Consider the following 12,008-nt stretch of genomic DNA (forward strand, 5'->3'; position numbering starts at 1 on the left):
CAATAGCTCAGAACTACTCAAATTATGACCAACAAAACCTCCCTGTAAATGACACCATATTTTATTAATACAAATGATAATAGTATTGAAAATTATTATCATTTGAGTGTATTATTGACCAAAATTTGTCTTCAATGGTGACGTAATATAATGCGGTTAAAAAAATCGATTATTGCAATGCAATTCTTAGGTGTAATCTCTTTTTCTCCTATGGTTTTCGCGGAGGAAGTTAGTGGTGAAATAAAAGAAACACCATCAACGGATGATACTGAAACTCTAGTGGTAACCGGCAGGGCGTTGACGCTTTATCAGGCCGAGGAAGGATCTTTGAGTACTCGCTCTGAGACTCCGGTTGATAAATCACCTCAGTCAATGCAAATTCTGACTCACGATTTGATAGCCGACCAAGCTGCAAATGAAGTAACGGATCTTTTCCGTTCTTTATCGGGCGTATCCTATTTCAATTATGGGGTTATGAAGGTACGAGGCTTCGAGCAAGAGAGCCAAGTGCTTTACGATGGTGTTAAAGGCGACCCGTTTAGAACCTTTACAGTTCCTCAGTTGTTTAATATCGACCAGGTTCAAGTGCTAAAAGGGCCATCTGGTGCGCTATATGGTGCTGGTGAGGCTGGTGGTGTTGTTAACTATGTGACTAAAAAACCGAGCTTTGAGCAACAAACCACCGTTGAGCTTACGGCTGGAAATAAGGACTTTCTAAGCGGGAGTATTGAAACGTCAGGGCCAGCAAATGCCGATGCGTCACAACGCTATCGAGTCGGTATTTATTCAAGTGGTGAAGATTCGTATCGGAATAACGTTGAAGAAGATAACCTTATTATCGACCTTGGGTATGCGTGGGATCTTAATGATCTTTCAACATTAACGTTACAGTACACACACTTTTATCAACTTGGAGAGCGCTTAAGAGGAGTACCGATCGACTCTGATGGGAACTTTTTAGCGGATACATCTTGGAGCAGCAATGAGCCTTCTGATTATCAAAAGTTTCAATCTGATATTATCCAAGCGAATCTCGAGCATTCCATCAATGACTGGCTAGACGGTAATTTTTCAATTCGTATGTACGATACGAAAGAAGTGATTAAATTTCATCAAGCAAGAAGCTTAGTTTACTCCGATGACGCCGATGATTCTAATGACTATGTGACGCGTCGTTATCAAGACCAAGTTCGATATTACAAGGGTCTAGACCTTGCTTCATCTTTTGTCGCCGAGCGTGGTGACCACACGGTTGTGATCGGAGCAGATTATCATTTCGCCAATGAAGATGAGGTTTTCTATTATTCTGGAAACAGTGATGGTACCGCTTCTACACCTTCTAACTTATTCCTTTCTGACCCGACTTACGGTGATGATATCAGTGCGTACTCTATGTCATTAAACCGAGATCGTTCGACCGATCTTAATCAAGTGGGTATTTATATCCAAGACCAATGGCAAACGACAGACAGGCTTAATATTGTTGCAGGCGGTCGAGTTGATTATGTTGATGAAAATGTCGTTGATAACGATGATGGAAGTGATAACGCATCCTATCACGATGTAGGGTACTCTGCTCGAATTGGGGCAACGTATGAAGTCAGTCATCAATTTAAACCTTATGCTTCTTACTCTACAGGCCTTACACCGCAAAGCGCATCTGATCAGCTTGATTCACAAGATGGCAGCTTATTTGACCCTGAAGAGAATAGACAATTTGAGATAGGCGCTCGCTCTTATTTATTTAATCATCGCTTAAGCTTGAACACAGCGGTTTATCACATCGTAAAAAACAACATCGTAACCGAAGATCCGATTGATGATGATTACAATGTGGCAATTGGAGAAATACGCAGTCAGGGATTTGAGTTAGATGCTTTGGCACAAATCACACCAGTTTGGGTCGCGAATATAAGCTATGCATATAATGATTTAGAAGTCTCAGACAGTGATGACTCATTGCGTGCACTTTCAAACTCGCCGCACAATCAATTAGGTGTATGGACTCGCTATGAATTACCAAGTCTTAATTCTTCAATCGCGTTTGGTGCGGATTATGTCAGCGAGCAAACTGATCGTAATGAGAATACCATTAAGCCTTACACCATTTACGATATGTCTTGGCAGACCAATTGGAATCAATGGAAGTTTCAAGCAAACGTTAAAAACCTATTTGACGAGGAGTATGCGATTGCTGGGTTTAACTCAACCTCTGGCGCTATTATCGGTGAACGACGTCGCCTTTACTTAAAAGCTGCGTATCAGTTTTAAGTCGTTGTAGGTTGGTAGGGTTAAAGCTTGGTTATTCAATGTGACAGTAGGAGTGTAAAAAGGTCTTTGGTTGTATGAGTCAACTTAACACTATCAACGAGTAAATACTCTCTAGAAAAATATAAATGAAAAAATTAAATCCGCCGATGATCTTGGCGGATTTTTTATGCTATCGAATCTCTTAATAGAGTAGGTGTAGTAATGCAATAAACCGTATTTACTTATTGTCTTGATCTATTGCACTGACTTTCTGGGAGATAGGGATGAAGATGCATTGATTCCTTGGTTGATGATAAATATCAACCCCATATCCATTCTCCAAATTTAGATATAGATAAACAAAATTTAAGTAATAACTAAATTATCTATAGGATAGTTTGCACATTCCTGCTTATCTGGCTTATTTTTTTGGAAAATGTACTACATTTAATAACATCGTGAGACTTATATGCCAAAAATATAACGGAAACTTACGAGTTAAATCATATTATTAATATGATGTTTTATTATTTTACTTTTTCATATTTGTTTGTGAAAAAGTTCGACACAATCCCAAATGGATTTAAGGGTTAATATGAAAGGTATTTCCGAGCTGATCTTCATTTGCTCATTATTGATAATGGCCAATAAAACTTTTGCTGAATCGAACGCAAGCTATCCAGAAGGATGGGAAAAATGGCCAGTAGTGAAAGAGTCGATGAATCTTCCTGCCGATACTGTCCTGCCGCCAAATACATCATTATTTATTCAAGAGTCGGTTCGAGCTTATGCGTGGATTAATAATGGACAGGGCTCTCCTCTGACGATTCGAGTGAATCCAGAAAAACTAGAACAATATAAAACACATGGTCCTTATAGTGATGGTCCTACTGTTGTTGCTGTTTCCGAAGCGCAAGGGATCATCTGGGTGACTGAGCATCTTGGTGGCATGCCTTTGTACGGAAGTTATGATCGTAATGGTCACGATACAAGCTCAATGCATCCTTCCCTAGAACCTAGTTTCTGCGAAAGTTGTCATTCAACGTATAAAGATATTTGTATCAATGGTACGTGTACAGAGCCTGTTTTAAGTTCTTATATTGATATAAAAGACTAAAGCTATGAGTGATCGGCTGTTTGGTTGGTTGACAATAAACCAAATGCTATTTGTTTCGCATTTAGTGCTTGTGATGTCTATTATTCTGGGGATGTCGTACTCTCGATATCAAAGTGACTGGGCGACAAAAGTTGAATATCTAGCAGACATGTCAGCCAGTCATTTATCTGCGTATAATACATTTTTCTCTGGTTCGGTTGCTGGGCGAAATTATGCGAATTTATTGATGCAATCAACACTCGATAACTTGAAAGCTATTCCCAATCTGAAATTCGCTGAAATCTCCGGAACCAGCGACTATTTAGATAGTAAAGTCAAAGTTAGATATTCGATTGAGAAAAGTAAAGGTTGGCGATTAGACTTGACTCAACAAGATGCTATTCAACTTTCTACCCAGTTAGAGCAATTAGAACGTTCGCTTGATAAAACATCAGAAACCAATACCGTTCATATAAAAAAACTTCACCACCTCATTAATAAAATAAAGCAGGATCTCAAAGGAACAATTGAGAGCATTGAATTACAATCCCTGTTAATCCCTAAAGCACCAGAGTCTATGGGAACAAATTCGTATTATCTCGATGAAAGCAATGCTTTGTTGTATGTACAAATAAAACTGCGTAATCAAAATGGTGGGCTTTTTAAGGCTACTATTGATGCCACTGAACTGAAGACAATCAAAACCAACTTGCTAATAAATGTCGTAAAAGAAGCGATTATTGCGATACTTGCTTCATTCATTCTCATCTATATCATCACATTTTGGCTTGTGAGCCCGCTAAAAGTATTGGCGATATCAATGAAGCAAGACATTGAAACTATCGACCAGTCTAAAATTCCTGAAATTAGACGAGCAGACGAAATTGGTGACTTAGCTCGTTCTTATTCAAGCTTGATTACTAAAATTAAAAATCAGTTACGAATTCTTCACAATCAAACAGAAACGGATCCTTTAACCGGTATCGGCTCTCGTTTTAAATATCAGAAATATGGTGCCAAGCGAGTCCAAGATACATTGTCGAACGGTAATCTTGTTTACGTTGTGATATGTGATATCGATAATTTCAAGCGCTTTAATGATACTTATGGGCATACTGAGGGTGATAATGCTCTCACTGACGTTGCAAACAGTATGTACAGTTTACTGAAACCAAATGAGCTTGGGTGCCGTCTGGGAGGAGAGGAGTTTGTTTTTCTATTATCAGGAAAGGAGAAAGAAGCACTGAAGCAAAGAGTGATCGAGTTGAGGTTAGCAGTGCTGGAGCTTGGTATTCCTCATACAAGTAATGATCCATATGGAATAGTCACTGTATCTATTGGTGCTGTTCCTATTATTTCTCAGCAGCGTTCTGTGACCCTTTCTCAATCAGAACAAGCACTAACACAAGCTCTTTCTGAAGCAGATAAGCAGTTATATCAAGGGAAAGCTCTAGGGCGAAATACGGTAATGGTGAGTTCATCTCTGTCTATAGATGGCAAGAGCCAGTGCTAGAGCATTTTTATTTTTGACCATCCATTTTTATCACAAGAAATCATTGCCAACAATGATGATACCTCTCTTCACTTCTCCGTGTTAGTTGACCATTTTTATTTTTCATTTCTTACTGTAACTCTAGTAGGAAGTGATTATATTTCGAGCAATTAGTTTTATATCGAATGTAACTGAAATAGTGCAATAAGCCGTCGATAATTGTGCATTTTAACAAGTTAAGTAAAAAGCGCTTACTTATAAGGAAAACATCAGGTTAGTTTTACATTTAGTACACATCAAAATAAACCTACATTTAATAAATACTTATTTTTATACATTCATTGATGTAAACGTATACAATTTGGAGGTTCAAGCATCGATACCATCACTAACGATCTGATTTAGCGACTATTAGTTCTCATTCTTTAATTATAAATTTATCTCTATGGCACGATTAATGCTTTTATCACGTTATATAGCATTAATCTCTGGTTGTTTATGGAGCAAGATAGTCTGGTTCAACATAAGAAAGATCAGGTAAAAATGATTGGTATGGACTTTGGTTCTACTACTAGCAGCGCAATGGTAGCTGTTGCTGGTGTTGGATTGAATTCAATTACTGGTCGTATGGCCTTTTCTGATCCGGAAGTTGTTTATCGTTCACAAGTGGAATTTACTCCTTTTAAGGACGGTGAGATAGATGCGACAGCCATTGCTAAACTTTTAGATAGTTGGTTAGAACAAGACCAAAACCTATTTTCGGGTGGTGTCATTATCACGGGACTTGCTGCATTGCGAAGTAACGCTGATCATATTGCTAAACTCGTCAAGGAACGAATTGGAGAGGCGGTGATTGCGACCGTTGATGATCCTAATCTAGAGTCCTGGCTTGCATTTATGGGGTGCTCCACACTTCTTTCTCGTCATTATAGTGACCGTACTTTAGTTAATCTTGATATTGGCGGGGGAACAACGAACCCTGCCGCTGGAGTAAATGGTCATGTTAAAACGACAGGGTGCTTCTATATTGGAGCACGACATTTCCAGTTTAAGCCAGGTACATACTGTTTAATTAATATCTCTGATTATGGGCGAGCAATTTTACATCAGTTGGGCAGTGATGCTCTACTGGGTGAGGAGTTAGAGCCAACTACGGTTGATCAAATATTAGATATTTATGTCGAGGCTTTAAAAGCCATTGCTAATGGTCAGCAAGATTATTTTTCTAACTTTCTTGGTGAACAACTTTGCCAAACTCCATTCATTCTTCCTGAGAATAACCAAACACCATTGATTACATTTTCTGGTGGTGTTGGAGAGCTGATTTATCAAATAACATCAGGTGAAGCTGTACCTAATACCACTTATTATGGTGATCTCGGGGTTGATTTAGCACTTCGTTTGATAGCTGATCCTTTCTTTTCTAGCCACATCAATAGTTTACGACCTGAGAATATGGGGAGAGCAACCGTTTACGGGCTTACTCTACATAATACCGAAATCTCAGGTTCGACCTTATTCATACCCGATTACACTGCGTTACCTTTAAACGATGTTCCGATTGTCGCTCGCCTAAGTATGACTTGTGATATGGAGGAAATTTTGAATGCTATTTCCGTGGTTGGAGCTAGAAGTGGTAAAGCATGTATTCAAATGGTTTCGGCAAAAACTCAAGAAAATGAGTCGCCAATTCCTGCAACTCTTGAAGAGATTAAAACACTAGGTTTGAGAATAGGGGATGCATTAAACACCCTGACCTCGGATCTACCGTTGGTTATTTTGGTTCCTGGAAATTTTGGTAAAGCGCTTGGTAACTATGCAACCGGTTGGGGGAAGTCAATGCATAAGTTAATGATTATTGATGAAATTCCAGATCGTAATGCTCAGTTTGTCAATGTTGGCAGTTCTTATCGTGGTGTTGTTCCCGTTTCATTTTACGGTATATATTAGAAATTAAGGTTTGTTTCATGAAGCATCTCATTCCTCTTAACAATATTAATGTCCCTGTTCCTGGCCCAGAAGAAACCTATTCTTTCCAGATATTAAATGAAACTTTTAGTTTTACGGGTTTGAAGAAACTCCTCGGTGCTGCTGACATCAGTAAGGCGGGCGATCGAACAACTGGGTTGGCTCCGGAAAATGCTATGGCACGAGAAGCCGCCAGAGCTATTATTTCATCGCTTACTCTTCAACATATTTATGATAACCCGTTGACCGGACCCGATGGTCGTGTTGATTCCGTAATGAAAGCAGGTTACGAAATAGATTTGGATATCTTCCATACTATAGCCAGTATGACAATGGGAGAGTTAAAGGATCACTTGTTGGCGAGTAATGGTACTCGTATTGGTGCAGTGGGCTTGGCATTAACTCCGGTGATGGCATCTGCTCTGACTAAGCTTCTGGACGTGCATGAATTGGTATTTTTGCCTGCTAAAATCGTGAGACAAACCAAAGCTCGAACTCTTATTGGCTTACCGAAAACACTCTCTTTTCGTCTGCAACCTAATCACCCGAAGGACAACCTTGATGCCATCTCGATGATGGTTTACAACGATCTTGCGATGGGTATGGGAGATTGCATGATTGGGGTAAATCCTTCAGATGGTTCTGTAGATAATGTTTCGGCGATCCTTTGGCATTTAGATAAGTTGCGCCGTGAAACAGGAGCGCCATCGCAGATTTGTGTTCTAGGGCATATCAAAAGTCAATTGACCGCATTAAAGCAAGGTGCACCCGTAGAGATCCTATTTCAAAGTTTTGCTGGAACCGAACAGACATTAACGGAAGAATTTGACGTTACCGTCGAGTTTATGGACCACGCCTATGAAACGATGAAAAAGGAAGGACCTCTTAAAGATATCGCTGATCAGTTTATGTATTTCGAAACGGGTCAAGGTAGTGAAATGACCTACCGTAAACACAATGATATGGATATGACGACGTGTGAAGCTCTCTGTTATGGGCTGTGTCGTCGATATGATCCGTTTATGGTGAATAATGCGACCGGTTTTATTGGCCCAGAAACTCACCTGAATGATTTTGAATTAATGGTATCGACACTTCAAGATCACTTCATGGGTAAGCTATTGGGATTACCTATGGGGATTAGTCCGAGTTATACCTTGCATTCAAATTCACATATCGAAGGTCAGCAAATGGCGGTTCAATTGGCTACTGCGGCTGGCGCTAATTTCTTTATGGATATCTATCTAGGTGCCGATCGAATGTTGGCGCACTTTGTTAACTCGGGTCACGATGATCAAACCCTAAGGGAAGTTTACCACCGAAATCCTGCTCCAGAATTTTTACAATGGGCTGTAACGAAGGGAATTTACATTCAAAACACTGATGGCAGTGTGGAGCGCGGACCTAATTGGGGTAACCCTAGGTTATTCATAAAGAGCGATATGGAATTTCAGCGTTTACATGAATCGCTACCAAACGCACCTGGTTTTGAAAATGCAGGCCCGCGTCCTGCCAATAAAGTACAAGAAGCGATCAGAATTAATCAGTCAGTAGGACGAGAAGCCGTTCATTCGGAACTTAGAGTGGAAGAATTTAGCGGTTTCAAATTTAGAGAGTTCAAATCGACAGCACTTGATCATTCTGAACATCTTAAAAACCCTGAGTTGGGATCAAAACTATCTCAGGAAGATCTAAATACACTCACAAAAGAGAGCAATGATGTGCAAATTATCATTACTGACGGGCTCTCTGCTGAGGCGATACATCACAATGTTCCAGAGTTGATTCCTGTGCTTATGGATGGACTAAAAAGCCGGAATTACACATTAGGTGAGCCGATAGTAACTCACTTTGGTCGAGTTAAACTCGCTGAGTGTATCGCCGATGTTTTAGATTGCAATATTGCTATTTTACTCGCAGGCGAAAGACCGGGAGGGGATGCTCTTTCTTCTAAAAGCATGTCGGCTTATCTAGTGCTAAAGCTTAAGGATGCAGATGCTCAGAAGAATGCAGCCAAATATAGTGAGCTTGAAAATATTCGCTACGAATACACTTTAATAACCAACATATATCAAGGTGGCTTGCCTCCAGTTGAGGGGGGTAGTGTCGTAGCCGAAAAAGTGATGGAAATTTTGGAACATCAAGCGGCAGGCAATCGTTTAGAGGATTTATTAAAAGAAAAGATCAGTGCTTAGCTATGAGTTTCTAATCTGTACATTAGCTAATCGGTACACTAGCAAGATTTTATTTATACACACCTTAAACAAGGATAGGAAAGATGATGGTAAAAAATAAAATTATGAAAAAGACAACGCTCGCGTTGAGTTGTCTTATGTTGTTTTCAGCTCAAGGACTTCACGCTGAGACAATGAAGCTTAAATTTGCGCACCAAAACAATGTGTTTGATGCCGATCAGTTACTCGCGGAAACGTTTAAATCGTTACTCGAAGCAAAAACGGAAGGTGATTTAGCCGTTTCAATATTCCCCGGAACATTAAGTAGTTCGGAAGAAGAAGCTTTGGAATTTGCAAAAGCGGGCACCGTCGATATCGCGGCCAGCAGTGCCGGACATATTGCGGGTTATTATGATGATATTCAGTTTCTCCAATTACCCTATCTATTTAAAAGCGCAGAGCATTACAAAGTGGCGCGAAGTTCAGGAGTCGTGAAAGAAGTGCTTCAAGGAGTTGGTGATGCAACTGGAATGATTCCGCTTGGGGTTTATTCCGACTGTAACGGGTTTGCAGTAGCGAGTACGAAACCAATCAATAACATTGCAGATGCGAAAGGTATTAAGCTTCGTGCAATGCAAAATCCGTTGTTTATCGATATCTACGAAGCATTTGGTTTTACCGTTACACCAACAGACTGGGGTGAGCTATATACCTCACTACAGACTGGTATGGTTGAAGCTGACGACCTAGGCGTGTACTGCAACAATATCTTTAAAATGAGCGAAGTTGTGAATAGCTATGCGATTCTTAACCAGATGTGGACTCAGAAAATTCTTTTTATCTCGCCAAAAACGTGGGGCAAGCTTAACGATGAACAAAAAGAGATCGTTCAAACCGTGGCTGCTGAAGCAATTGAGCTAACGGATGCTTGGCAATATACCCGTGAAGCGGAATACATTGAAAAAATGAAAGCCGACGGAATCACGGTTACTTACCCTGACACTCAGGAATTTAAAGCGGCCTCTGAAGCGGTTTATACGAAATGGTTTGATGATAAGCCAAATTGGAAAGCATGGTATGAGCATATCCAATATCTAGATCCGAATGCTCGTCTTCCAAAAGCATTTAAATAGTAATAAACCTTTAAGTTTATGCTCTGCTCATCGCTAGGTGAGCAGGCATAAGCTAACCAAACAATATGAGCAACGGGGTCAGCTGCTAATTATGGCTAAAACAGACACAGGTAAATATGATATCGGCCGTTGGGTTGACGTAATAATGAACCGAGTAAAAAACGCCAGTGGTTCGGTTCTGTTTTTGCTAATGGTTGGGCTAATTGCGCTACTCGGAATCAATATTGTATTAAGGTATTGGTTCGACTCTCCTATTTCCTGGTCCAATACTATCTCTCGCTACATTTATATTGTTATTGTTTTAGTCGGTAGCGCTATTGCATATATTGATGATGGACATGCAAGAGTTGATATCCTTTACGACCGTGTTAGCCCTAAAGCTCGCAAGGTGTTCGATTTCATCCATTGCCTTATTATGATAGCGCTTTGTCTGATTTTTATGGTTATTGGGACTGAACACGCCATTTCTATGTGGTCAGTGAGTCCACCGATTATTTCTTGGTTTCCGATCGGCAGCGTTTACTTATCCATACCACTATTTGCCTTTTTAATTTTTCTTTATCTATTAAGAAAATTAATCTCCCTTTTCAGTCCTCGGAGCATCTCATGACTTTTGTTCTGTTAATGATCTTAGTTTTTATATTGCTAATGGCCATTAGAATTCCAATTCCTTTTGCCCTGATTGCGTCGACATTAGTCTACTTCATTGGTTCGGAAGTTCCGCTCAGTATCATGATTGTTAGATTACTACGATCATTCGATTCATTTGTTTTGTTAGCAATACCGTTTTTTATCCTCGCGGGTAAAATTATGTCTGAGTCGGGAATTAGCGACCGAATTATTCGTTTAGCCGACCTTATGGTAGGGAGAGTTAAAGGTAATTTGGCATACGTTAATATTGTAGTCAGTATGTTTTTTGGTGGGATCACTGGTACGGCTATTTCTGATACGACGGCAATTGGCTCTGTGATGATTCCATCGATGACTAAAGCAGGATATAAAAAAAGCTTTAGCGCAGCGGTGACTGCTGCATCATCTACCATGGGTCCAATCATACCGCCAAGTATCATGTTTATTATTTATGGCTCTATTGCTCAGGTTTCTATTCGAGATATGTTTCTTGCTGGAGCACTTCCTGGAATCATGGTTGGTGTTTCACAGATGTTGGTGGTTTGGTTATATGGACGAAAAAATGATCTTCCTAAACGAGAAGAAAAATATACGGTAAAACAGGGGTTTAATATCGTCGGTAGTGCTTTTTACGCTCTGCTTTTGCCGATAATTATTCTGGGCGGAATTCTCATGGGAATCGTCAGTCCAACCGAAGCTGCGGTGATAGCGACATTTTACGCCATGTTTATCGCCATGTTTGTATACCGTTCATTATCTTGGACAAAATTAATGGGGATTATTCGAGAATCTACCGTTGAAACCGGAAGTGTATCGATCATTATCGCTGCCGCAGCGATTTTTGGGTGGGCATTATCTAATGAGCAACTGCCTATGATGTTTGCGGAATACTTGATGGAAAATGTTGAATCGCCTTGGTTGATTCTGCTGCTTATCAACGTGCTGTTGTTTTTCTTAGGTATGTTCATGGACTCAATTCCTGCATTGATGATAGTTACACCTGTATTTTTGCCGCTATTTAATATGATGGGAATCGACCCTATTCATGCGGGATTATTTATGTGTGTAAACTTGATTACAGGACTCGCGACCCCGCCTGTCGGCTGTTGTTTATTTGCTGCATCCATTATTTCAGGGGAATCGATGGAAAAAATTAGCCGTGCGATAATGCCGTTTATCGTGGCCAATATTATTATTGTTCTGTTGATCACTTATATTCCAGCGTTAACCTTATTTATCCCATCGCTGTTTGATTAACCTAAGGT

8 protein-coding genes are annotated in these 12,008 nt (G+C 40.0%); all 8 read left to right on the forward strand.

The genetic code is table 11. The features are described from left to right. The first annotated feature begins 150 nt into the window (after positions 1-150). The 8 genes from ACXJY6_RS08950 to ACXJY6_RS08985 all read left to right on the forward strand — a co-directional run bounded on the left by ACXJY6_RS08950 (position 151) and on the right by ACXJY6_RS08985 (position 12,000). The gene (locus ACXJY6_RS08950) at positions 151-2,271 is read left to right on the forward strand and encodes a TonB-dependent siderophore receptor (RefSeq protein WP_458768127.1); all 2,121 of its coding nucleotides are present in this window, start codon (positions 151-153) and stop codon (positions 2,269-2,271) included. 619 nt (positions 2,272-2,890) lie between these two features. Then, positions 2,891-3,367: a hypothetical protein gene (locus ACXJY6_RS08955; protein ID WP_456052874.1), complete on the forward strand. Its 477-nt coding sequence runs from the start codon at positions 2,891-2,893 to the stop codon at positions 3,365-3,367. A 4-nt stretch (positions 3,368-3,371) separates the two neighbouring features. Continuing rightward, on the forward strand, positions 3,372-4,859 hold the full coding sequence (locus tag ACXJY6_RS08960) for a diguanylate cyclase domain-containing protein (RefSeq protein ID WP_458768128.1): 1,488 nt from the start codon (positions 3,372-3,374) through the stop codon (positions 4,857-4,859). Positions 4,860-5,336: 477 nt separating this feature from the next. Then, positions 5,337-6,788 carry an ethanolamine ammonia-lyase reactivating factor EutA gene (locus tag ACXJY6_RS08965; protein WP_458768129.1) on the forward strand — a complete coding sequence of 484 codons (1,452 nt, stop codon included), beginning with the start codon at positions 5,337-5,339 and terminating at the stop codon, positions 6,786-6,788. A 17-nt stretch (positions 6,789-6,805) separates the two neighbouring features. Continuing rightward, positions 6,806-9,001 (forward strand): ethanolamine ammonia-lyase subunit EutB, encoded by a 2,196-nt coding sequence (gene eutB / locus ACXJY6_RS08970; RefSeq protein ID WP_458768130.1) that lies wholly within the window; start codon positions 6,806-6,808, stop codon positions 8,999-9,001. 104 nt (positions 9,002-9,105) lie between these two features. Then, the gene (locus ACXJY6_RS08975) at positions 9,106-10,113 is read left to right on the forward strand and encodes a TRAP transporter substrate-binding protein (RefSeq protein ID WP_458768131.1); all 1,008 of its coding nucleotides are present in this window, start codon (positions 9,106-9,108) and stop codon (positions 10,111-10,113) included. A 91-nt stretch (positions 10,114-10,204) separates the two neighbouring features. Beyond that, complete coding sequence (locus ACXJY6_RS08980; RefSeq protein ID WP_458768132.1) at positions 10,205-10,723, forward strand: TRAP transporter small permease; 519 nt, start codon at positions 10,205-10,207, stop codon at positions 10,721-10,723. Continuing rightward, on the forward strand, positions 10,720-12,000 hold the full coding sequence (locus tag ACXJY6_RS08985) for a TRAP transporter large permease (RefSeq protein ID WP_458768133.1): 1,281 nt from the start codon (positions 10,720-10,722) through the stop codon (positions 11,998-12,000). Before ACXJY6_RS08980 ends, ACXJY6_RS08985 begins: the two co-directional genes overlap by 4 nt. Positions 12,001-12,008 lie beyond the last annotated feature (8 nt).

The sequence above is a fragment of the Vibrio phycocola genome (assembly GCF_054404255.1).

Coding starts and splice junctions, on each gene's coding strand:
- ACXJY6_RS08950 (WP_458768127.1), top strand. CDS start 151: ATGCGGTTAAAAAAATCGATTATTGCAATGCAATTCTTAGGTGTAATC.
- ACXJY6_RS08955 (WP_456052874.1), top strand. CDS start 2,891: ATGGCCAATAAAACTTTTGCTGAATCGAACGCAAGCTATCCAGAAGGA.
- ACXJY6_RS08960 (WP_458768128.1), top strand. CDS start 3,372: ATGAGTGATCGGCTGTTTGGTTGGTTGACAATAAACCAAATGCTATTT.
- ACXJY6_RS08965 (WP_458768129.1), top strand. CDS start 5,337: ATGGAGCAAGATAGTCTGGTTCAACATAAGAAAGATCAGGTAAAAATG.
- eutB (WP_458768130.1), top strand. CDS start 6,806: ATGAAGCATCTCATTCCTCTTAACAATATTAATGTCCCTGTTCCTGGC.
- ACXJY6_RS08975 (WP_458768131.1), top strand. CDS start 9,106: ATGAAAAAGACAACGCTCGCGTTGAGTTGTCTTATGTTGTTTTCAGCT.
- ACXJY6_RS08980 (WP_458768132.1), top strand. CDS start 10,205: ATGGCTAAAACAGACACAGGTAAATATGATATCGGCCGTTGGGTTGAC.
- ACXJY6_RS08985 (WP_458768133.1), top strand. CDS start 10,720: ATGACTTTTGTTCTGTTAATGATCTTAGTTTTTATATTGCTAATGGCC.